The organism is uncultured Streptococcus sp. (assembly GCF_963518475.1).
GTDB lineage: Bacteria > Bacillota > Bacilli > Lactobacillales > Streptococcaceae > Streptococcus.
Map to the genome: position 1 here is coordinate 1 of NZ_CAUQJA010000029.1, position 22,837 is coordinate 22,837.

The following is a 22,837-nucleotide window of genomic DNA, read 5'->3' on the forward strand; positions in this document are numbered from 1 at the left end:
TTGGAGATCCGATTTCAGAAGAAGAATTAGAAACGCTCCACCAAAAACAAGCCTCATACGGTATTCAATCTGTTCAATTGAAAGTCAATCAAGTTCATAATTCGACAAAACTAGACAGTGATTCGACCAAGGAATTTTATGAAACCATTAACAAGTATATCGATCAAAAACTCTCTGAAAAGGATTCACAAAAAGATCTCGTAAAAGAAAATGAAGCAGATAAGGATTGAGGATATTGACCTTATCTAACTCATGAAAGCAAATCTTGTGTGGTGGTTTGGTCAATCACTACTAGCTCGGATTAAATAATACTCTTCGAAAATCAAATTCAAACCACGTCAGCGTCGCCTTACCGTACTCAAGTACAGCTTGCGGCTAGCTTCCTAGTTTGCTTTTTGATTTTCATTGAGTAAAAATATAAAAAGCAACAGCTGAAATAGTTGTTGCTTTTTAGGTAGCTAGGATTTTATCCCAGGTTTTATCTCTTATTTCTCAACGCGTGATTTGTTGGCGATATCAGCTAGGATAGCTTGAACAAAATCATCTACTGAGACAGTTTGTGTTTCTTTTTGTCCGTAGCGACGAACGTTGACTGTTCCGTCTTCCATTTCCTTGTCTCCAACAATCAATTGGTAAGGAATCTTGCTGGTTTGTGAAGCACGAATCTTGAACTGCATTTTTTCATTACGTTCATCTACGTCTGCACGAACACCACGGTCACGGAGTTTTTTAGCTACTTCCCAAGCGTAGTCCACGTGTTTTTCGTTAGATACTGGGATGAGGGTTACTTGGTGTGGTGCAAGCCATGTTGGGAAGGCACCCTTGTAGTTCTCAATCAAGATAGCTGTGAAGCGTTCCATAGTTGAGATAACCCCACGGTGGATCATAACTGGACGGTGTTCTTCACCATCAGCTCCGATGTATTTGAGGTCAAAGCGCTCTGGAAGCAAGAAGTCAAGCTGGATAGTAGAAAGGGTTTCTTCTTTTCCAAGGGCAGTCTTAACTTGGATATCTAATTTTGGTCCGTAGAAGGCTGCTTCACCTTCAGCTTCAAAGTAGTCAACACCCATTTCATCAAGTGCTGCACGAAGCATAGTTTGAGCATTTTCCCACATCTCATCGTTGTCAAAGTACTTGTGAGTATCTTGAGGGTCACGAAGAGAGAGACGGAAGCGGTATTCAGTCAAGTTGAAGTCTTCATAAACATCGATAATCAACTGAAGGGCACGTTGGAATTCTTCTTGGATTTGTTCCGGAGTCACAAAGAGGTGACCGTCGTTAAGAGACATTTCACGCACACGTTGAAGACCAGTAAGGGAACCAGATTTTTCGTAGCGGTGCATCATACCGATTTCAGCGATACGGATTGGCAATTCACGGTAAGAGTGAACATGGTGTTTGAAGACTTGGATGTGGTGTGGACAGTTCATTGGACGAAGGACAAATTCTTCCCCGTCACCCATGTCCATAGTTGGGAACATGTCTTCTTGGTAATGATCCCAGTGACCAGAAGTCTTGTAAAGTTCAACAGAAGCAAGTGGTGGAGTGTATACGTGTTGGTAGCCAGAAGCCAACTCTTTGTCTACGATGTAGCGTTCCAATTCACGACGGATAGTCGCACCATTTGGCAACCAGAATGGAAGTCCTTGACCAACCTCTTGAGAAATCATGAAGAGATCAAGCTCTTTACCAAGTTTACGGTGGTCACGTTCCTTAGCTTCTTCACGCATTTGAAGGTAGTTTTTCAAGTCTTTCTTGTCAAACCAAGCTGTACCGTAGATACGTTGCATCATAGCGTTGTCGCTATTTCCACGCCAGTAAGCACCTGCTACATGGAGAAGGTGGAAGATTTGGATGCGGCCTGTTGAAGGGACGTGTGGGCCACGGCAAAGGTCTACATATTCACCCTGACGGTAGATAGTCAAACCACCTTCGTCTTCTGAGTGTTCTTCAATCAATTCCAACTTGTAAGGGTCGTTTTTGAAGATTTCACGAGCCTCGTCTTTAGTCACTTCTTCACGAATTGATGGGAAGTTTTCTTTGACAATTTTTTGCATTTCTTCTTCGATACGAGGAAGGTCTTCGTTAGAGATTTGACCAGCTGTGTTGTCAGTATCGTAGTAGAAGCCGTCCTCGATGGCTGGACCAACACCCAAGTGAATGTCTGGGAAAAGACGACGAGCTGCTTGGGCAAACAAGTGAGCGGCTGAGTGACGCAAGATTGGAAGGGCATCTTCGTGGTCAGGTGTCACAATTTCGATGCTTCCATCTTCAGTGATAGCACGAGTAGTGTCGATGAGTTTGCCGTTAAATTTACCAGCAAGAGCTTTTTTAGCTAGGGAATTGCTGATAGATTGGGCAATTTCAAAAGTTGTAACGCCAGATTCGAATTCACGAACAGCGCCATCTGGGAAAGTAATGTTAATCATGATGTTCTCCTTACTTATATTATTGACGAATGTGTTAACCCTATTCTGAAAACAGGGACAGAGGATTGTGAAAGCTAGAAAAACAAAAAGCGACATCCTCGAAAGGACGTCGCAACGTGGTTCCACCTTCATTTATGTTCCTCAAAAAAGAGGGACACCTCTGATTGGCTCTAACGTGGCCACCGTTTTATGTTTTCATAAAAACTCACGAGTAGTATCAGTTTAGGCTTCCTATGCGTTTCCAGCAACCACGCACTCTCTAGTAGAAAGGGACTAAATGACTTGTCTCTATGGATTATTATAGCATGATTGTGAGATTTTTCAAGGATTTTGTGAAAGTTTTTTGTTTTTCATTTTTTGTAGAATATGCTTGATGCTAATACCAGAAGCCATGCCCACCAGAGCAACTGTTTCATAGATTAGCAAGTAAATTAGTATAAACTCACCAAAGGTTATGATAGTAAAGCAAAAAAGCATACCAATAGTAAGTAACCACCAAATTGAAAAATAGAATCTGTAGCTATATAGTAACGACACAATGAAGATTACTAGAGGTGTATAGAAGAGAATATTATTTACGTAGAGACTCTTTAGTGTAAGGGAGTCAGAAACGATTAGTGATAACAACTCATAAAGTGGCCAGTAAAAGAAAAAGATGACCAAATAGTAGGGGAGATGGGAATAGAATCTAGGCATGATAATCACCTCGTTTAAAAACAGATAACTTAGATTTCTTGCTATGATTATTATAGCATGTTTAAAACAAGAAAGTAAATCTGTTGACAAAGAAGTTAGTTATTGGTAGAATAGGGATTGTCGTAAAGACAAATAACTTCTTCTTGGTTACAGGCATGCCAACCTGTCACTCGGATGAAGCCAAATAAAAAGGAGAAACATCATGGCAATCTCAAAAGAGAAAAAAAATGAAATCATCGCACAATATGCACGTCACGAAGGTGATACAGGTTCAGTAGAGGTTCAAGTTGCTGTCCTTACTTGGGAAATCAACCACCTTAACGAACACATCAAACAACACAAAAAAGACCACGCTACTTACCGTGGATTGATGAAAAAAATCGGTCGCCGTCGTAACTTGCTTGCATACTTGCGTAAAAACGACGTTAACCGTTACCGTGAGTTGATCAACTCTCTAGGACTTCGTCGCTAATCTGCTTTATTTTCCACTTACATTGCGTTGTTACCTTACCTCGATATACTCAAGTATAATCTTAGGTTACGGTTCCTAGCACTGTAAGGTAAAATAAACCAGATATTCTCCCTTCGGGGAGATTTTTTTGTTTCACTAAAAATTTTGTACAATCTTCGCCTCGTCGCCTAGTCTATAAAAGGTTTATCCAGCAAGAATCATGATGCTAAGGGCGTAAGAAATCCGTATGAAAATAGGGAAACGACACCGTGTTCGATGAACACAAGGAGTTCCATCTTTTTCACTAGGATTTTAGCCTGAGCTCAAATCAGCTCTCTGACTTCAGAGGGCTTTTTTATTGAGGTTTTATCGGTCACAATTTTGGAGACTACAAAAACCTCAAATTGTATCAGCTAATTACACCATAAAGGTGCGTAGCTACTCGGCTTGAAAAGCCGAGTAGCTGTCTGCAAGCCCCCTCGGAGAGCCCACACTTTACGAAGTAAAGTATAGTATGTTATACTTTACATGGAAGTAGTCACCGAATTCCAGTTAGAAATTACTTTGTAACTACGTTTTGAGGAGGAGTAAAATGCTTTCCTATGTTCGACATTACCCACTAGCGATAGCTAAATTAATGTGTCTGTGCTCTCCTAAAATCTGCTGATTTATTACTGACCAATACAGGAGGTTTTTTATGGGACAGACAATTATATCTGCTATTGGTGTTTATATTTCCACCAGTATCGATTATTTAATTATTTTATTTATTTTATTTGCACAGCTATCACAGAATAAACAAAAATGGCATATTTATGCGGGGCAATATCTAGGCACAGGCTTACTTGTAGGGGCGAGTTTAGTTGCTGCTTATGTCGTTAATTTCGTGCCTGAAGAATGGATGGTTGGATTGCTTGGTTTAATCCCTATCTATTTAGGGATTCGCTTTGCAATTGTTGGAGAAGGTGAGGAAGAAGAGGAAGAAGAGGAAGAAATTATTGAAAGATTAGAACAAAGCAAGGCAAATCAACTGTTTTGGACAGTTACATTGCTAACAATTGCGTCTGGCGGAGATAATTTAGGTATCTATATACCTTATTTTGCTTCGTTAGATTGGTCACAGACCCTCGTGGCGTTGCTTGTGTTTGTAATCGGCATAATTATCTTATGCGAGATTAGTCGGGTGTTATCCTCTATTCCGTTAATATTCGAGACAATTGAAAAATACGAGCGAATCATTGTGCCCTTAGTGTTCATTCTACTTGGACTATACATCATGTATGAAAATGGCACGATAGAGACTTTTCTGACCGTGTAGATTTTTTTGTTTCACTAGGATTTTAGCCCGAGCTCAAATCAGCTCTCTGACTTCAGAGGGCTTTTTATGTTGTCACCTTACCTCGACATACTCAAGTATAATCTTCGGTTACGGTTCCTAGCACAATAAAACCAACTATATTCATTTGTTCTCATCTTGTTACGCAGTTGAAAATATGGTATACTTTTTCATGAGAATTTTCTAAATTTTTAAGATTCTATCAAAGGAGGTTTGCATGCTTTCCAAATTTTCTGGAAGCCGACAAGACCAGCAATTTGTGTTACTTTTAGTTATTTTGCTAGGTATTTTAGGGATTTCTCTCTTTCTAGCAGTTTCAATGGGATCTGTTGCGATTAATCTAGGAGATACCTATCGGATTATTTTGAGCAGGTTGGGATTTCCTCTTGAGATAGGAGAGGTTTCCAAGTCTACTTTTGCCATTGTATGGAACATGAGATTCCCTCGAGTATTGTTAGGTCTGATAGTAGGAGCAGGCCTTTCTATGTGTGGTAGTGTGATGCAGTCCACGGTAAACAATCCCATCGCTGAGCCCTATGTCTTAGGAATCTCTGCTGGTGCAACTCTAGGGGCAACCTTGAGCATCATTCTTGGTTTAAAAGTGATGATTAGCCTTGGAGCTTTTCTTGGAGCTATTTTGGCAACAATTGCTGTCCTCATCATTGCCTCTATGCAGGGAAGGATGACGACTTCCAGTCTGATCTTATCAGGAACGGTGGTCAACGCTCTCTTTCTGGCTTTTTCAAACTTTATTATCTCAGTTGGAGCTAATGCGGACAGTGTGATGACCATTAAGTTTTGGACCATGGGCTCGCTCGCTGGGACTTCCTGGGCAGACTTGGTCCTGCCAACTATAGTAGTAGGAATAGCCTTTCTATTTTTCTCTACTCAGTATCGTGTTTTTAATGCGATGATGATGGGAGATGAGGCTGCTTTAACTTTGGGGATTCCCTTACGCTTTTATTGGTATCTTTATGTGACAATGGTGGCTGTGCTGACAGCAGTCTTAGTGGCAACCTGTGGGATTATTGGATTTGTCGGTCTGATTACTCCACATTTAGCTCGAGGATTAGTAGGAACGAATTACAAGAGGCTTTTTCCTGTTGCAACCTTGCTAGGTGCCCTCTTTGTCATTTGGGCAGATGTACTCTCTCGTGTCATTATTCCAAACGCAGAGCTTCCTATTGGTATTTTCACAGCCTTAGTAGGTGCTCCCTTCTTTATCTACATTGTTGGAGGTAGGCGAAGGGAGGTGAGGGGCTGATATGGACTTGATTTGTCAGGATATCCATTTTGGACTAGGAGAGAAAAAAATCCTCAAAGGAGTCTCTCTTAAGGTTGAAGGGAATCAATTTCACACGATATTAGGACCAAATGGAAGCGGGAAAACCAGTCTACTTAAACTCCTCTATCGTCAGGAAAAGGCGGACAAAGGCTTGATAAGCCTAGATGGAAAGCCTCTGGAACAATGGACGCTCAAAGAAACAGCCAAGCAAATGGCAGTTGTGACCCAGTTTAACCAGCTGCAGTTTGATTGTACAGTTGAAGAAATCGTCTTGCTGGGAAGAACTCCCCACCTCTCTTTTTTACAGAAGGAAAGGGAAAGAGATTTTACACTCGTTCAAGATGCCCTCGTTAAGGTGGATATGCTCGAGAAGAAAACTCGTCTCTATTCGTCTCTGTCAGGGGGAGAAAAACAGCGAGTCTTACTAGCCCGCGCCTTGGCGCAAGAACCGACTCTCTTGCTCCTGGACGAACCAACCAATCACCTGGATATCAAGTATCAGCTAGACTTGTTGGCCATTGTGAAGAATCTCAAGGTCAATGTTCTAGCTGTCCTGCATGATATTCAACTTGCTTGTCGCTATTCGGATTATCTCTATCTGATGAAAGAGGGAGAAATCCTTTACCAAGGGACTCCAAAGGAGACCATCACCCCTGAGTCATTGCAAACTGTATACGGAGTTCAAAGTCAGGTGACTTGGACCGAGGACCAGCAAGCTATGATTCACTATTTATAAGAATGAAAAGGAAAACAAGATGAAAAAAACACTCAGTATTTTACTCGTAACAGTAGCTACCCTAACCATGGCAGCTTGTGGCAATACTACTACAGAAAAAGCTACTACACAATCTAGCACAGAAACAAGTAAAAAGGCGAGCACAGAGACGACTTATCCGCTAACTATCAAAACTTATGATGCTAAAGGAAATGAAGTCGAACAAGTCTTTGACAAGGCACCTGAAAAAGTTATCACCAACAATCTTTCAACCACTGAAATCATATTGGAATTGGGGTTGAAGGATAAAATTGCTGGCATGCTCAATCCAGACAATGCTGTGACGGACAAATACAAGGATGCGATTGCGACGATTCCTCAAATTGGGGATAAAAAAACAGTCTCACAAGAGACAGTCCTTTCTTATGAGCCAGACGCTGTGATGGGTCGAAACATGATGTTTTCTGAAAAATCCTTGGGGACAGTTAGCACTTGGAATGAAAACAAAATCCCAGTTTATACGCAGAAAGCTTCTCTCTCAACAATTCAGCAAGATTTGGGAAATATTGTAGAAGACGTTAAAAATCTTGGAATGATTTTTAATGTTCAGGACAAGGCCAATGAATACGCAACCCAATTACAAACTAAAATTGACGCTGTTAAGAAAGCAAATCCAGCAAGCCAAGGTGAAAAGAAAAAGGCTTTGATTATGGTTGCTTATAATGATGAAACCTTCGGTGCCTACAAGTCTGCTTTGCAAGAAAGTTTGCTGAACCAACTTGGTTATACAAACGTTGCTACGGGGACATCAGGCTTGACCTTGGAAAATCTCGTGTCAATGGATCCTGAATTGATTATCTATGTAACCAGCGATCGCAATAAAAAATTGGATGAAAAAGCAGTAGAGTTGATGAAGGCAAATGCTGTTTTGGAAAGCGTTCCTGCTATTAAGAATCAAAAAATCATGACCATCTCTTACGATGAATTGATGGACTATGGTCCAGCAGTGATTGATTCCCTTGAGAAAATCAATGACTTTATCAATAAATAATAAGTTTGATTGGGAAGGAATTCAAGTCAAAATCAGCCTTCCCTCTAACTACGCCCCCAATCAAACCTATCCGGCTATTTTATTGAATGATGGAAACTTGGACTTCTTATCGTCCCTTTCCGAATCTGTGATTTTAGTGGGATTGACCTCTAAAAATCGCCTAGATGAGTACACTCCCTGGAAGGCAGCAGCTCTGAGAGATGGAGCTCCAGATTTTGGAGGTCAGGCCAACGTCTATCATGATCATTTGTTTGGAGGTCTTTTAGACAAGTTGCAGTCGCTTTATCGTCTGGACGAAACTCGCCTTGCTTATGGAGGTTACTCACTAGGTGGTTTGGCGGCAGTCTACAGTCTTTTCAGCTTTGACAAGGTTTCCTGTGTCTTTTCGATCTGCGGTTCCTTTTGGTATCCTGATTTTGTGACCTACTGCAAGGAAGAAAATGTGAAAAATTTGGACTGTTTGCTGTATTTACAGAATGGTCAAACAGAAGGAGAACACCACACTAATCGCTTGGCTCAAGCACCAGTCTATGCTGAGCAGATCCATACCAGTCTTCAGAAAGGCTATCCGAACGGTCAGTTTGTCTTTGACCCTTATGGACACCATGAACAAGTAGCTGAACGATTTTTAGCCTTTTCCAGCTGGTTGGCCCAAAAATGGAAAATCGAATAAAAAATTTATCCCTTGGCTTTTGCCAAGGGATTGTTGTATTTATTTAAGCAAGTTTTTCTCTTTTCTTATCTGGATTCCAGATAAAGCTTGCGATGAAGCTAAAGATGATGGTTAGGATAGCGAGGATAATGGCAAGGATGAGGGCAGGGATGCGGATAAGCCACCAGAGTGGGTTTGGTTTTTTATTATTGTGCCATTGTTTCGTTTCTTGGTCCAGACGTTGAAATTCTGTTTGGATACGATTGGCGACTGTTTCAATGCCTTCGTCATTCATTTTTTTGATATCTGAGATATCAATTGGATTTCCAAAGTTCATATCGACACGTTCACGACTAATCAAGCCCTTCAAAGTCATGGGACCTGTGTAGGTAACCGGCATGATACGGACCTTGGCCATTTTGGCAATCAGAGCTACGCCACCCTTGACATCGTTTGAGTGTCGGCTTCCACTTGGAAACATGATGAGAGAGCGGTCACTTTTTTTGAGAACATTGATAGGATATTTGATGGCTGAGGCGCTAGGATTTTCACGGTCGATAGGAAAGGCACCACACATACGAATCCACCAGCCAAAGATACGGTTGGTAAAGAGCTCTTTTTTGGCCATAAAGATAAATTGTTTTGGTTTGGTCGCAAAGGCCATATAAACTGGATCCCACCAGGTGCGGTGAGGTGCAACCAAAATATAATTTTCATCTTGATTAGGAATTTTATCAGTATTATGATAGTGGGCATTGCCATTGATGGACCATAGGAGCAAGACAACCAATCCACGTAAATAAGTATAAAACATGCGATCTCCTTCGATTCTTTTCTTGTTATTATTATACCTTATCAAAGGAGGGCTGGCAAACTTTTCCCTTGACTAGGTGCAGATTTGGGATGAGATTAGAATTCTTTTAGAAAAAATGATATGATAGAATTTATGGATAAAAATAAGATTATGGGATTAACCCAAAGAGAAGTCAAGGAAAGACAGGCTAAGGGCTTGGTCAATGATTTTACTGCTTCGGCCAGTACCAGCACTTGGCAAATCATTAAACGAAATGTCTTTACCCTTTTTAACGCTTTGAACTTTGCCATTGCTTTGGCACTAGCCTTTGTGCAGGCTTGGAGCAATCTGGTCTTCTTTGCTGTTATCTGCTTTAACGCTTTTTCTGGAATTGTGACCGAGCTACGGGCCAAACACATGGTGGACAAGCTCAATCTTATGACCAAGGAAAAGGTTAAAACCATTCGTGATGGTCAAGAAGTGGCTCTGAATCCGGAAGAATTGGTGCTAGGAGATGTCATTCGTTTGTCTGCAGGAGAGCAGATTCCCAGTGATGCCTTGGTTTTGGAAGGCTTTGCGGAGGTTAATGAAGCCATGTTGACGGGGGAAAGTGATTTGGTGCAAAAGGAAGTGGATGCCTTGCTTTTGTCAGGAAGTTTCTTAGCCAGTGGGGCAGTTTTAGCTCAAGTTCACCATGTTGGATCTGATAACTATGCTGCCAAACTCATGCTGGAAGCCAAGACCGTTAAACCAATCAACTCTCGTATCATGAAATCGCTGGACAGGCTAGCTGGTTTTACTGGAAAGATTATCATTCCTTTTGGTCTGGCTCTCTTGCTAGAAGCCTTGATTTTAAAAGGCTTGCCTCTCAAGTCATCCGTTGTAAACTCGTCTACAGCCCTTTTGGGGATGTTACCTAAGGGAATTGCCCTTTTGACCATTACGTCGCTCTTGACTGCGGTTATTAAGCTGGGCTTGAAAAAGGTCTTGGTTCAGGAGATGTACTCTGTTGAGACCTTGGCGCGCGTGGATATGCTCTGTCTGGATAAGACGGGCACCATCACCCAAGGAAAGATGCAGGTGGAGGCTGTTCTTCCGCTGACGGCAACTTATGGTGAAGAGACTATTGCCAGCATTTTGGCCAGCTACATAGCTCACAGTGAGGATAAAAATCCAACAGCTCAAGCTATTCGAAAGCGTTTTGTGGGAGAAGTAGTCTATCCTATGATCTCTAATCTTCCCTTCTCAAGTGACCGCAAGTGGGGTGCTATGGAATTGGAAGGCTTGGGAACAGTGTTCTTAGGGGCACCTGAGATGTTGCTGGACTCTGAAGTCCCAGAAGCCAGAGAGGCCTTGGAGAGAGGATCACGTGTTTTGGTCTTGGCTCTCAGTCAGGAGAAATTAGACCATCACAAACCACAAAAACCATCTGATATTCAGGCTCTAGCCTTGCTGGAAATCTTGGACCCGATTCGAGAGGGAGCAGCAGAGACGCTGGACTATCTCCGTTCTCAGGAAGTGGGGCTCAAGATTATCTCTGGTGATAATCCAGTCACTGTTTCAAGTATTGCCCAAAAAGCAGGTTTTGTAGACTATCAGAGCTATGTAGATTGTTCGAAAATCACGGATGAGGAATTGGTTGCTATGGCTGAGGATACTGCCATTTTCGGACGGGTTTCCCCTCATCAAAAGAAACTCATCATCCAAACGCTGAAAAAAGCAGGTCATACAACGGCTATGACAGGGGACGGGGTTAATGATATCTTGGCTCTTCGTGAGGCAGATTGTTCTATCGTGATGGCTGAGGGAGACCCAGCGACTCGTCAGATTGCCAATCTGGTTCTCTTGAACTCAGACTTTAATGATGTTCCTGAGATCCTCTTTGAAGGTCGTCGCGTGGTCAATAACATTGCCCATATCGCACCGATTTTCTTGATAAAGACCATCTATTCTTTCTTGCTCGCAGTCATCTGTATTGCCAGTGCTCTTCTGGGACGGTCTGAATGGATCTTGATTTTCCCTTTCATTCCGATTCAAATTACCATGATTGACCAGTTCGTGGAAGGTTTCCCACCATTCGTTCTGACTTTTGAGCGAAATATCAAACCTGTCGAACCAAACTTCCTCAGAAGCTCCATGCTTCGTGCCCTACCAAGTGCTCTCATGGTCGTCTTCAGCGTCCTGTTTGTGAAAATATTCGGAAGTAGCCAAGGTTGGTCTGAGTTAGAAATCTCAACTCTACTCTATTATCTCTTGGGGTCAATTGGTTTCTTATCCGTATTTAGAGCCTGCATGCCATTTACCCTATGGCGTGTCCTCTTGATTGTTTGGTCAGTAGGAGGCTTCCTAGCCACAGCTCTCTTCCCAAGAATTCAAAAACTGCTTGAAATTTCAACCTTAACAGGACAAACATTACCTGTTTATGGTGTCATGATGTTGGTCTTTACCGTGATTTTCATCCTGACTAGTCGCTATCAAGCCAGAAAATAAAGAAAGGCTGCAATCTGTGGATTGCGGTCTTTTTAGGTACAAGATTGCCAGCTGAAATGTGGTATAATAAGAGGTAATAGAGTTTTGGAAAGAGAGAGAAGATGATTTCAAAGAGATTAGAATTGGTGGCTTCCTTTGTGCCACAGGGAGCCATTTTACTAGATGTGGGAAGTGACCATGCTTATCTGCCTATCGAGTTGGTCGAGAGAGGTAAAATCAAAAGCGCCATTGCAGGTGAGGTGGTGGAAGGTCCCTATCAGTCTGCGGTCAAAAATGTTGAGGCTCACGGTCTAAAGGAGAAAATCCAGGTTCGTTTAGCCAATGGCTTGGCAGCCTTTGAAGAGGCAGACCAAGTGTCGGTCATTACCATTGCTGGTATGGGTGGTCGTTTGATTGCTAGGATTTTAGAAGAAGGCTTGGACAAGCTGGCTAATGTAGAACGTTTGATTCTCCAGCCCAATAATCGTGAAGATGATTTGCGTATCTGGTTACAAGAGAACGGATTTCAGATTGTAGCTGAAAGCATCTTAGAAGAAGCTGGCAAGTTTTACGAGATTTTGGTGGTGGAAGCAGGACAAATGAAGTTATCAGCCAGTGATGTTCGCTTTGGACCTTTCTTGTCCAAAGAAGTCAGTCCGTTTTTTGTACAAAAATGGCAAAAAGAAGCTGAGAAGCTAGAGTTTGCCCTCGGACAAATCCCAGAAAAAAATCTGGAGGAACGTCAAGTTTTAGTAGATAAAATTCAAGCCATCAAGGAGGTTCTCCATGCTAGCAAGTGAAGTGATCAAAGCGTATGAAGCCTTTTGCCCTCAGGAATTTTCTATGGAAGGAGACAGTCGCGGATTGCAAATTGGCACTTTGGACAAGGATATCCAAAGAGTCATGGTTGCTCTGGATATTCGTGAAGAAACGGTGGCTGAAGCTATTGAAAAGGGTGTGGACTTGATTATTGTCAAGCACGCGCCGATTTTCCGTCCGATCAAGGACTTGGTTGCAAACCGTCCGCAAAATCAGATTTACATCGACCTGATCAAGCATGACATCGCGGTTTATGTCAGCCATACCAATATTGATATCGTTGAAAATGGGCTAAATGACTGGTTTTGTCAGATGCTAGGCATTGAGGAGACGACTTATCTGCAGGAGACAGGTCCAGAACGTGGAATTGGACGAATTGGGAATGTTCAGCCTCAGACCTTTGGGGAATTGGCTCAACATGTCAAGCAAGTCTTTGGTCTAGATAGCCTTCGAATGGTGCATTATCAAGAGAATGACTTGCAGAAGTCTATTTCAAGAGTGGCTATCTGCGGTGGCAGCGGGCAGTCATTCTATAAGGATGCTTTAGCTAAGGGAGCTGATGTCTATATCACTGGTGACATTTACTACCACACTGCCCAGGATATGCTGTCTGATGGCTTGTTGGCACTGGATCCAGGACACTATATCGAAGTGCTGTTTGTGGAAAAAATCGCAGAGCTTCTTAATCAATGGAAAGAGGAAAAAGGCTGGACAATCGATATTGTACCTAGTCAAGCATCGACCAATCCTTTCCACCATATCTAGTTAGAAAGTGAAAACAATGAAAAAAGTTGCCATTATCGGAGCAGGGATTGTAGGTGCAACAGCTGCCTACTACCTCTCGAAAGAAAGTGACCTAGAAGTAACCGTCTTTGACCATGGACAAGGTCAGGCTACCAAGGCCGCAGCAGGAATTATCAGCCCTTGGTTTTCAAAACGCCGCAATAAGGCCTGGTACAAAATGGCGCGCTTGGGGGCTGACTTTTATGTGGATTTATTAGCTGATTTAGAAAAGTCAGGGCAAGAAATCGACTTTTACCAGCGTTCGGGAGTTTTTCTCCTGAAAAAGGATGAAACTAAGTTGGAAGAACTCTATCAACTAGCCTTCCAGCGCAGAGAAGAATCTCCCTTGATAGATCAGTTAGCCATTCTGGACCCAGCATCAGCTAATGAATTATTCCCTGGCTTGCAGGGATTTGATCGCTTGCTCTATGCTTCTGGTGGAGCGAGAGTAGATGGTCAACTCTTAGTGACTCGTTTGCTAGAAGCCAGTCAGGTCAAGCTGGTCAAAGAAAAAGTAACTCTGACACCTTTAGCATCAGGTTACCAGATTGGCGAAGAGGTGTTTGATCAGGTTATTTTGGCGACGGGAGCTTGGTTGGGACACCTGTTAGAGCCTTTAGGTTATGAAGTAGATGTTCGTCCCCAAAAGGGGCAACTCCGAGATTATCAACTTGCCCAAGACATGGAAGCTTACCCTGTTGTTATGCCAGAAGGGGAGTGGGATTTGATTCCTTTTGCAGGTGGGAAATTATCCCTAGGCGCTACCCATGAAAATGACATGGGATTTGATTTGACGGTAGATGAAACCTTACTCCAACAAATGGAGGAGGCAGCCTTGCCTCACTATCCAGTCTTGGCAGTAGCGACGTCAAGAGCTGAGCGTGTGGGAATCCGTGCCTATACTAGTGATTTCTCACCTTTCTTTGGGCAGGTGCCAGAATTAGCAGGTATCTATGCTGCTAGTGGACTAGGTTCATCAGGCCTCACAACTGGTCCTATCATTGGTTACCACCTAGCTCAACTGATCCAAGACAAGGAGTTGACCTTGGACCCTCTAAACTACCCAATTAAAAACTATGTCAAACGAGTAAAAAGCGAATAAGAATTTTACTGAAATTTTAGCCTCCCCTCTAGGATGACAAATGACATTCCCTATCAAAAATGGTAAAATAAGAAAAAATAATCCGAGAATCGAGGAAAGAAGATGCAAGAAAAGATTTTGGTAACGGGTGGAGCAGGTTTTATCGGAACCCACACTGTTATTGAGTTAATCCAAGCAGGTCATCAAGTTGTTGTGGTGGATAACCTTGTTAATAGTAACAGAAAAAGTTTAGAAGTTGTTGAGAGAATTACAGGAGTTGAAGTGCCTTTCTATGAGGCAGATATCCGTGATACAGATACTCTTCGTGACATTTTCAAACAAGAAGAACCAACTGGTGTCATTCACTTTGCTGGCTTGAAGGCTGTCGGCGAATCAACACGTATTCCTCTTGCCTACTATGACAACAATATCGCTGGAACTGTTAGTCTTTTGAAGGTCATGGAAGAAAACAACTGTAAAAACATCATTTTCAGTTCTTCTGCGACAGTTTACGGAGATCCTCATACAGTGCCCATCTTGGAAGATTTCCCTCTTTCAGTGACCAATCCATATGGCCGCACTAAGCTTATGCTAGAGGAAATTTTGACGGATATCTACAAGGCAGACTCAGAATGGAATGTGGTCTTGCTTCGTTACTTTAACCCAATCGGAGCTCATGAGAGCGGAGATTTGGGAGAAAATCCAAACGGTATTCCAAACAATCTCTTGCCATATGTGACTCAAGTAGCCGTTGGAAAATTAGAGCAAGTGCAAGTGTTTGGAGACGATTACGATACGGAAGACGGAACTGGTGTTCGTGACTATATTCACGTTGTCGATTTGGCTAAAGGTCACGTCGCAGCTCTACAAAAAATCCAAAAAGGTTCAGGCCTAAACGTTTATAACCTTGGAACAGGTAAAGGCTACTCTGTTCTTGAGATTATCCAAAATATGGAAAAAGCAGTTGGACGTCCAATTCCTTACCGTATCGTAGACCGTCGCCCGGGTGATATCGCAGCCTGCTATTCAGACCCAGCAAAAGCCAAAGCAGAACTCGGCTGGGAAGCAGAACTAGATATCACCCAAATGTGTGAAGACGCATGGCGTTGGCAAAGCAAGCATCCAAATGGATTTGAAGACTAAGATGGTGATTTCAATCATTGTCCCCTGTTTAAACGAAGAGGAAGTACTTCCTCTTTTTTATCAGGCTTTGGAAGATTTAATTCCTGATTTGGGAGCAGAAATCGAGTATGTCTTTGTCGATGATGGATCGAGTGATGGGACCTTGGAACTCTTAAAGACCTATCGGGAGCAAAATCCGGCAATTCATTATATTTCTTTCTCGCGAAATTTTGGCAAAGAAGCAGCTCTGTATGCAGGCTTGCAATATGCGACAGGAGACCTAGTGGTGGTGATGGATGCAGATCTCCAGGATCCTCCTAGTATGTTGCTAGAGATGAAAAATTTACTAGACCAAAATGTAGACTTGGACTGCGTAGGAACACGGAGAACTAGTCGGGAGGGAGAACCAGTTTTACGTAGTCTCTGCGCTAATCTCTTTTACCGCCTTATGCAAAAAATTAGTCCAGTAGCCTTGCCGTCAGGTGTCCGTGATTTTCGCATGATGAGAAGATCTGTAGTGGATGCCATTTTAAGCCTGACCGAGTCCAATCGTTTTTCAAAGGGGCTCTTTGCCTGGGTAGGCTTTAAAACTCACTATCTGGACTATCCAAATGTCGAAAGGCAGGCTGGCAAGACCAGTTGGAGTTTTAGGCAACTCTTTTTCTACTCCATTGAAGGGATTGTTAACTTTTCAGATTTTCCCTTGATTATAGCCTTTGTGGCTGGTCTCCTATCTTGTTTTATTTCTCTGCTTATGACCTTTTTTGTTGTGGTTCGGACTCTCATTTTGGGCAATCCGACATCAGGTTGGACCTCTCTGATGGCTGTTATTCTCTTCCTTGGTGGGATTCAACTCTTGACCATTGGGATTCTCGGCAAGTATATCAGTAAGATTTATCTAGAGACTAAAAAAAGACCACTTTATCTCGTCAAAGAAAAAAGTGACCTTCCTGATTTTACAGAAAAAAATAAAGAGAAAAGACTATAATTTTGCATGGAAATATGCTAAACTAGAAGGAGTGGAACGTTCTTGTCGATATTAGAATTAATCTTTAATCAAGGCACGTGTCGGACAGTTTCTAACAGCTTCTACGACGTCCTGGCTAGGAGAAATTTCTTTTTCTAGTTGGTCAGGGTTATCGTAAAAACGCACGATTCCATTATCGTGGTAATCAAATAATTCAGAATAAGTTTGGCAAAGCCCACAGGCGATGCAGCGTTCAGGTATAAGTGTGATTTTCATATTTATATTGTAATAAGAAAAGTAAAAAAAAACAAGGAGTAAGGTATGGCAAAAGAACCGTGGCAAGAAGATATTTATGAGAATCAAGAAGAAACAAGATCAGAACGTCGTAAGAGAGAACAAGGTGGAGGAGTGCTGGCTAATCGTATCTTGACTATTTTAGCAAGTATTTTCTTTGTGATTGTAGTCGTGATGATTATTGTTCTTATCTATCTTTCATCGGGTGGGAGTAATCGCACGGCAGCCTTGAAAGATTTTCACGATTCAGATACAAAAGTAGAGCAAGTTTCTTCTACTTCTAGTAGTAGTTCAGAGCAGGCATCTTCTAGTTCAGAGGATAAGGTAGAAGAGTCATCTAGTAGCTCAGAACATCCAAATGATCCAGAAGGAACTACAAAAGTTATGGCTGGAGAAGGAGAAGCAGCCATTGCTGCTCGTGCAGGAATCTCGATTGCTCAGTTAGAGACTTTGAATCCTGGGCATATGGCTACAGGATCTTGGTTTGCTAATCCAGGTGATGTTGTCAAAATCAAATAGGAGTTGATATGAAAACAATTCAAATTGCTATTGACGGTCCAGCTTCAAGTGGTAAGAGTACGGTCGCAAAGATTATTGCTAAGGATTTTGGTTACACCTATCTAGATACAGGTGCCATGTATCGTGCGGCGACCTATATGGCTCTGAAACACCAGTTAGGAGTGGAAGAGATTGAGGAACTTTTAGCCTTATTGGACCAGCATCCAATCAGCTTTGGGCGCTCAGAAACTGGAGAACAACTTGTCTTTGTAGGAGATGTGGATATTACCCATCCTATTCGTGAACATGAAGTGACCAATCATGTTTCAGCTATTGCAGCAATTCCTGAAGTACGAGAGAAACTAGTTTCTCTCCAACAAGAGATTGCCCAGCAAGGTGGGATTGTCATGGACGGTCGCGATATTGGGACTGTTGTATTGCCACAAGCAGAATTGAAAATTTTCCTAGTAGCTTCGGTAGATGAAAGAGCAGAGCGCCGTTACAAGGAAAATATTGCCAAGGGAATTGAAACAGACCTTGAAACCCTAAAAGAGGAGATTGCTGCGCGTGACTACAAGGATAGCCATCGTGAGACTTCACCTCTTAAACAAGCAGAGGATGCTGTCTACCTTGATACAACTGGTTTGAACATTCAAGAAGTAGTTGAAAAAATCAAAGCAGAAGCTAAAAAAAGAATGTAAATGTAGAAAAGCCGATAGATTGATATCGGTTTTTTTCTAAATTTGTCAAAATGCTGAATTTAAGGTATAATAGTTGCTGTTCGAGAAATTTTGATTTTCAAAGAATAGTGAATGATGATAAGGAGAAACCATGAACAACCTACCAAATTGCCCACAATGTAACTCAGAGTATGTCTACGAAGACGGTGCCCTACTGGTTTGCCCAGAGTGTGCTCATGAGTGGAATCCTGCTGAAGTTGCAGATGTAGAAGAGGGCCTTGTTGCTATCGATGCCAACGGAAATAAATTGGCTGACGGTGATACAGTCACTCTAATCAAGGACTTGAAAGTAAAAGGTGCGCCAAAAGATTTGAAACAAGGGACGCGCGTGAAAAATATCCGCATCGTAGAAGGCGACCACAATATCGACTGTAAAATTGATGGCTTTGGTGCCATGAAACTCAAATCAGAGTTTGTGAAGAAAATTTAAGTATGTCAAAACACTATAAACTTGTATTTTATAGCCGTATCTTCTTGTTTCTAGCGGCTTTTACGGGAGTTTATCTTGAAATCGCCAAGCATGGTGGATTTGGGATGCTGCTCTATTATACGGTTCTGTCCAACCTTTTAGTAGCGATTTTTACGCTCTATCTCCTAAAGGTTATGAGCCGTTTAGGTGAAAACTGGCAAAGGCCAAGCCTCTTGCGTTTAAAAGGTGGGGTCACCATGAGTATCATGATTACCTGTGTGATTTACCATTTCCTCTTAGCGCCTATTGCGACTAATTTCTATACTCTAGAAAATTTCCTTTGCCACTATATCGTTCCGCTTTGGTTTTTAGCGGATACCCTCTTTTTTGACAAACAGGGTCAATACAAAATCTGGGATCCAGTTGTGTGGACGATTTTACCCTTGCTTTATATGATTTTTGCTCTTTTTAATGGCTTGGTACTGAAACTAGACATTCCTAATTCTAAGGTCAGTCCCTTCCCTTACTTCTTTTTGAATGTGAACAAGGGTTGGGATGTCGTGTTCAAGTGGTGTCTGATTATCTTTGTTGCCTATATGGTGGCAGGATTTATCTTCTACTTTATCAAGAAAATCAAGAGAAAGTCATCCTAATACTCTTCGAAAATCTCTTCAAACCACGTCAACGTCGCCTTGCCGTATATATGTTACCGACTTCGTCAGTTCTATCTACAACCTCAAAGCAGTGCTTTGAGCAACCTGCGGCTAGCTTCCTAGTTTGCTCTTTGATTTTCATTGAGTATAAGACACAAGGGATTCATTTTCGAGTTTAAGAAGGAGTCTATACACCAAAGAGGCTTCTTCTTTTCTTGCTTGTTTGATAACTATCAAAAGAGACAGAAGATTAAGAGAAAATATAGAAAGAGATTTCATGAAACAATTTTTAGAACGGGCCAGTATTTTGGCTCTCTCCCTCGTTTTGATTACATCCTTTTCCATCTCGAGTGCCCTGCCAGCTATGTTTGACTATTATCAAGGTTATCCTAAGGAACAAATTGAGCTCTTAGCGAGCTTGCCTTCCTTTGGAATCATGATTATGTTATTACTAAATGGTTTCTTAGAAAAAATATTTCCTGAGCGATTACAGATTAGTTTAGGATTGTTGATTTTATCACTGAGTGGAACAGCACCCTTTTGGTATCAAGCCTATCCCTTTGTCTTTGGAACACGGATTCTTTTTGGTTTGGGTGTTGGGATGATCAATGCCAAGGCTATTTCAATCATCAGTGAGCGTTATCAAGGGAAAACGCGAATTCAGATGTTAGGGCTACGCGGTTCTGCAGAGGTTGTTGGAGCTTCTCTCATTACCTTGGCAGTCGGACAGTTGTTGGCTTTTGGTTGGACAGCTACATTCCTAGCCTATAGTGCTGGATTTTTGGTACTGACACTTTATCTGCTCTTTGTCCCTTATGGAAAGGAAAAGAAAGAAGTCAAGAAAAAAGCGAAGGAAGTAAGTCGCTTAACTAGAGAAATGAAAGGCTTGATTTTTATCCTAGCTATCGAAGCGGCAGTTGTAGTTTGTACCAATACAGCTATTACCATCCGTATTCCAAGTTTGATGGTGGAAAGAGGGCTTGGAGATGCCCAGTTATCTAGTTTTGTTCTTAGTGTCATGCAGTTGATCGGGATTGTGGCTGGTGTGAGTTTTTCTTTCTTGATTTCTATCTTTAAAGAGAAACTGCTTCTCTGGTCTGGTATTACCTTCGGCTTAGGGCAAATCGTGATTGCCCTGTCTCCATCCTTGTGGGTGGTAGTGGTAGGAAGCATTCTTGCTGGTTTTGCCTACAGTGTAGCCTTGACGACGGTCTTTCAACTTGTCTCTGAAAGAATTCCAGCTAAACTCCTCAATCAGGCAACTTCATTTGCTGTATTAGGCTGTAGTTTCGGAGCCTTTACGACCCCATTTGTTCTAGGTGCAATTGGGTTACTAACTCACAATGGCATGCTCGTCTTTGCTATTTTAGGATCCTGGTTGATTGTAACCTCTATCTTTGTCATGTACCTACTTCAGAAGAGAGCTTAGGATTGATTCCTAAGTTTTTCTTTTTGGAAATATTGTACCCATACAATTATAAATTTTCTAACTTGTTACGAGACTAATTTCTTGATAAAATAGAGGTCATGACGAGATATAAAGCAACTATTTCCTATGATGGTTATGCCTTTGCTGGCTTTCAACGCCAGCCTCATGCGCGGAGCGTTCAGGAAGAAATTGAAAAAACCTTGACTAGATTGAATAAGGGCCAAGCCATCACTGTTCACGGTGCTGGTAGAACTGATAGTGGGGTTCATGCTTTGGGACAGGTGCTTCATTTTGACTTACCTTATCAAATGGATGAGGAGAAACTTCGATTTGCTCTGGACACCCAGTCCCCTGAAGATATTGATGTGATTTCAATTGAGCTTGTGGCGGATGATTTTCATTGCCGTTATGACAAGCACAGTAAGACCTATGAGTTTATCGTGGATAGGGGTCGTCCCAAGAATCCTATGCGCCGTCACTATGCTACTCACTTTCCTTATCCGCTTGATGTGGAGCGAATGAAGGAGGCTGTTAAGAAATTAGAAGGAACCCATGATTTCACTGGCTTTACAGCATCTGGGACCAGCGTAGAGGACAAGGTTCGTACTATTACAGAAGCTAGTCTTAGGGTTGATGAGACAGGCCAGTTTTTGACCTTTACCTTTTCAGGAAATGGTTTCTTGTATAAGCAGATTCGCAATATGGTGGGGACACTGCTTAAAATCGGTAACAACCGCATGCCAGTAGAGCAGATTGACTTGATTTTGGAGAAAAAGGACAGGCAACTTGCTGGTCCCACTGCAGCACCTAATGGTTTATATTTGAAGGAGATTCGTTATGAAGAATAATCGTATTTTAGCACTTTCTGGAAATGATATTTTTAGTGGAGGTGGCCTGTCAGCTGATTTGGCTACCTATACCTTGAACGGCTTGCATGGCTTTGTAGCAGTGACTTGTTTGACAGCCTTGACAGAAAAAGGATTTGAAGTCTTTCCAACTGACGATACCATTTTTCAACATGAATTAGATAGTTTGCGTGATGTGGAGTTTGGGGGAATTAAGATTGGTCTTTTACCAACTGTCAGCGTAGCTGAGAAGGCTTTGGACTTTATCAAGCAACGCCCAGGAGTTCCTGTGGTATTGGACCCTGTCTTGGTCTGCAAGGAAACACACGACGTAGCTGTAAGTGAACTCTGTCAAGAACTGATTCGTTTTTTCCCTTATGTTAGTGTGATTACGCCTAATCTTCCTGAAGCAGAATTACTAGCAGCTCAAGAGATTAAAACCCTTGAAGATATGAAAACTGCAGCACAGAAATTGCATGACTTAGGAGCGCCAGCAGTCATTATCAAGGGAGGCAATCGCCTTAGTCAGGACAAGGCTGTAGATGTCTTTTATGATGGACAGACCTTTACTATCCTAGAAAATCCAGTTATCCAAGGCCAAAATGCTGGTGCAGGTTGTACCTTTGCTTCCAGCATTGCCAGTCACCTAGTCAAAGGTGATGAACTTTTACCATCAGTAGAAAGCTCTAAGGCTTTCGTTTACCGTGCTATTGCACAAGCAGATCAGTATGGAGTAAGACAATATGAAGCAAACCAAAACAACTAAAATCGCCCTTGTATCCCTCTTAACCGCCCTCTCTGTGGTTCTAGGTTATTTCTTAAAAATTCCAACACCGACAGGCATTTTAACTCTTTTAGATGCGGGTGTCTTCTTTACGGCCTTCTACTTTGGTAGTCGTGAAGGGGCTGTAGTAGGAGGACTAGCAGGTTTCTTGATTGACCTCTTATCAGGCTATCCTCAGTGGATGTTCTTTAGCTTGGTCAACCATGGCTTGCAGGGATTTTTCGCAGGATTTAAAGGAAAAGGTCAGTGGCTAGGCCTTATCTTAGCAACTGTTGCCATGGTAGGGGGCTACGCCTTGGGTTCTACTTTGATGAATGGCTGGGCAGCAGCCCTACCAGAAATCCTACCAAATTTTATGCAAAATATGGTAGGGATGATTGTAGGATTTCTACTTTGTCAGGCTATTAAGAAGAATAAATAGCTGGGGAAAAGTCCTAAAAATCAGAAAAAACGCATAGTATCAGTGTTGAAAGCTTGATACTATGCGTTTTATTATGTGACTATTAGTCCGTCTCGCTCCGTTAGGTGCGAGACAA

General features: G+C 42.1%; 24 protein-coding genes and 1 pseudogene. 21 read left to right on the top strand and 4 right to left on the bottom strand.

What is annotated here, in order from left to right; translation table 11 throughout:
- Window positions 1-230 (top strand): annotated as a pseudogene (locus RYK12_RS09235) (TIGR00341 family protein); the annotation flags it as partial.
- Window positions 231-485: 255 nt separating this feature from the next.
- On the opposite strand, the gene thrS reads toward RYK12_RS09235, so the two are convergent.
- The gene (gene thrS, locus RYK12_RS09240; RefSeq protein ID WP_023945494.1) at window positions 486-2,429 is read right to left on the bottom strand and encodes a threonine--tRNA ligase; all 1,944 of its coding nucleotides are present in this window, start codon (window positions 2,427-2,429) and stop codon (window positions 486-488) included.
- Window positions 2,430-2,750: 321 nt separating this feature from the next.
- Window positions 2,751-3,125, bottom strand: a complete 375-nt coding sequence (locus tag RYK12_RS09245; RefSeq protein WP_261015501.1) for a hypothetical protein — start codon at window positions 3,123-3,125, stop codon at window positions 2,751-2,753.
- 202 nt (window positions 3,126-3,327) lie between these two features.
- Between RYK12_RS09245 and rpsO the strand changes: the two genes are divergently transcribed.
- The 6 genes from rpsO to RYK12_RS09275 all read left to right on the top strand — a co-directional run bounded on the left by rpsO (window position 3,328) and on the right by RYK12_RS09275 (window position 8,636).
- Window positions 3,328-3,597, top strand: a complete 270-nt coding sequence (gene rpsO / locus RYK12_RS09250; RefSeq protein ID WP_001018251.1) for a 30S ribosomal protein S15 — start codon at window positions 3,328-3,330, stop codon at window positions 3,595-3,597.
- Window positions 3,598-4,273: 676 nt separating this feature from the next.
- Window positions 4,274-4,894 (top strand): CadD family cadmium resistance transporter, encoded by a 621-nt coding sequence (locus tag RYK12_RS09255; RefSeq protein WP_000531713.1) that lies wholly within the window; start codon window positions 4,274-4,276, stop codon window positions 4,892-4,894.
- A gap of 235 nt (window positions 4,895-5,129) precedes the next feature.
- A complete protein-coding gene (locus RYK12_RS09260) occupies window positions 5,130-6,176 on the top strand; it encodes an iron ABC transporter permease (protein WP_314848640.1) in 1,047 nt (348 codons plus the stop codon).
- A 1-nt stretch (window position 6,177) separates the two neighbouring features.
- Window positions 6,178-6,933: an ABC transporter ATP-binding protein gene (locus RYK12_RS09265; RefSeq protein WP_125420142.1), complete on the top strand. Its 756-nt coding sequence runs from the start codon at window positions 6,178-6,180 to the stop codon at window positions 6,931-6,933.
- Between the two features lie 19 nt (window positions 6,934-6,952).
- On the top strand, window positions 6,953-7,963 hold the full coding sequence (locus RYK12_RS09270; RefSeq protein WP_314848643.1) for an ABC transporter substrate-binding protein: 1,011 nt from the start codon (window positions 6,953-6,955) through the stop codon (window positions 7,961-7,963).
- Entirely contained in the window at window positions 7,944-8,636 is a 693-nt protein-coding gene (locus RYK12_RS09275) for an alpha/beta hydrolase-fold protein (protein WP_314848646.1), read from the top strand. The genes RYK12_RS09270 and RYK12_RS09275 overlap by 20 nt, the downstream gene beginning before the upstream one ends.
- 43 nt (window positions 8,637-8,679) lie before the next feature.
- On the opposite strand, the gene RYK12_RS09280 is transcribed toward RYK12_RS09275, so the two are convergent.
- Complete coding sequence (locus RYK12_RS09280) at window positions 8,680-9,429, bottom strand: 1-acyl-sn-glycerol-3-phosphate acyltransferase (protein WP_000500197.1); 750 nt, start codon at window positions 9,427-9,429, stop codon at window positions 8,680-8,682.
- Window positions 9,430-9,561: 132 nt separating this feature from the next.
- On the opposite strand from RYK12_RS09280, the gene RYK12_RS09285 reads away from it, so the two are divergent.
- From RYK12_RS09285 to RYK12_RS09310, 6 genes are all read left to right on the top strand, one after another.
- A complete protein-coding gene (locus RYK12_RS09285) occupies window positions 9,562-11,898 on the top strand; it encodes a cation-translocating P-type ATPase (RefSeq protein WP_314848648.1) in 2,337 nt (778 codons plus the stop codon).
- Between the two features lie 101 nt (window positions 11,899-11,999).
- Entirely contained in the window at window positions 12,000-12,677 is a 678-nt protein-coding gene (locus RYK12_RS09290) for a tRNA (adenine(22)-N(1))-methyltransferase TrmK (RefSeq protein ID WP_314848650.1), read from the top strand.
- Complete coding sequence (locus RYK12_RS09295; RefSeq protein ID WP_314848652.1) at window positions 12,664-13,461, top strand: Nif3-like dinuclear metal center hexameric protein; 798 nt, start codon at window positions 12,664-12,666, stop codon at window positions 13,459-13,461. The genes RYK12_RS09290 and RYK12_RS09295 overlap by 14 nt, the downstream gene beginning before the upstream one ends.
- Window positions 13,462-13,477: 16 nt before the next feature.
- Window positions 13,478-14,581: an FAD-binding oxidoreductase gene (locus RYK12_RS09300; protein WP_314848655.1), complete on the top strand. Its 1,104-nt coding sequence runs from the start codon at window positions 13,478-13,480 to the stop codon at window positions 14,579-14,581.
- Window positions 14,582-14,683: 102 nt separating this feature from the next.
- Window positions 14,684-15,703 carry a UDP-glucose 4-epimerase GalE gene (galE, locus tag RYK12_RS09305; protein WP_049491630.1) on the top strand — a complete coding sequence of 340 codons (1,020 nt, stop codon included), beginning with the start codon at window positions 14,684-14,686 and terminating at the stop codon, window positions 15,701-15,703.
- Between the two features lies 1 nt (window position 15,704).
- Entirely contained in the window at window positions 15,705-16,670 is a 966-nt protein-coding gene (locus tag RYK12_RS09310) for a glycosyltransferase family 2 protein (protein ID WP_314848667.1), read from the top strand.
- Window positions 16,671-16,727: 57 nt separating this feature from the next.
- Here the strand turns inward: RYK12_RS09310 and RYK12_RS09315 are convergent, their stop codons facing one another.
- Window positions 16,728-16,925, bottom strand: coding sequence for a ferredoxin (locus tag RYK12_RS09315; RefSeq protein WP_173875911.1), 198 nt, complete (start codon window positions 16,923-16,925; stop codon window positions 16,728-16,730).
- A 45-nt stretch (window positions 16,926-16,970) separates the two neighbouring features.
- On the opposite strand from RYK12_RS09315, the gene RYK12_RS09320 reads away from it, so the two are divergent.
- The 8 genes from RYK12_RS09320 to RYK12_RS09355 all read left to right on the top strand — a co-directional run bounded on the left by RYK12_RS09320 (window position 16,971) and on the right by RYK12_RS09355 (window position 22,722).
- A complete protein-coding gene (locus RYK12_RS09320) occupies window positions 16,971-17,462 on the top strand; it encodes an SAG1386/EF1546 family surface-associated protein (protein ID WP_185756834.1) in 492 nt (163 codons plus the stop codon).
- Window positions 17,463-17,470: 8 nt separating this feature from the next.
- Entirely contained in the window at window positions 17,471-18,142 is a 672-nt protein-coding gene (gene cmk / locus RYK12_RS09325; RefSeq protein WP_314848658.1) for a (d)CMP kinase, read from the top strand.
- A gap of 130 nt (window positions 18,143-18,272) precedes the next feature.
- Window positions 18,273-18,611 carry a zinc ribbon domain-containing protein YjdM gene (locus RYK12_RS09330; RefSeq protein WP_057487106.1) on the top strand — a complete coding sequence of 113 codons (339 nt, stop codon included), beginning with the start codon at window positions 18,273-18,275 and terminating at the stop codon, window positions 18,609-18,611.
- 2 nt (window positions 18,612-18,613) lie between these two features.
- Window positions 18,614-19,243, top strand: a complete 630-nt coding sequence (locus RYK12_RS09335; RefSeq protein WP_314848660.1) for a Pr6Pr family membrane protein — start codon at window positions 18,614-18,616, stop codon at window positions 19,241-19,243.
- Between the two features lie 277 nt (window positions 19,244-19,520).
- Window positions 19,521-20,672 carry an MFS transporter gene (locus RYK12_RS09340; RefSeq protein WP_314848662.1) on the top strand — a complete coding sequence of 384 codons (1,152 nt, stop codon included), beginning with the start codon at window positions 19,521-19,523 and terminating at the stop codon, window positions 20,670-20,672.
- A 98-nt stretch (window positions 20,673-20,770) separates the two neighbouring features.
- Window positions 20,771-21,520 (top strand): tRNA pseudouridine(38-40) synthase TruA, encoded by a 750-nt coding sequence (gene truA, locus RYK12_RS09345; RefSeq protein WP_227325910.1) that lies wholly within the window; start codon window positions 20,771-20,773, stop codon window positions 21,518-21,520.
- Window positions 21,510-22,283: a bifunctional hydroxymethylpyrimidine kinase/phosphomethylpyrimidine kinase gene (locus RYK12_RS09350; protein WP_125393446.1), complete on the top strand. Its 774-nt coding sequence runs from the start codon at window positions 21,510-21,512 to the stop codon at window positions 22,281-22,283. The genes truA and RYK12_RS09350 overlap by 11 nt, the downstream gene beginning before the upstream one ends.
- Complete coding sequence (locus RYK12_RS09355) at window positions 22,261-22,722, top strand: ECF transporter S component (protein WP_125393445.1); 462 nt, start codon at window positions 22,261-22,263, stop codon at window positions 22,720-22,722. The genes RYK12_RS09350 and RYK12_RS09355 overlap by 23 nt, the downstream gene beginning before the upstream one ends.
- Window positions 22,723-22,837 lie beyond the last annotated feature (115 nt).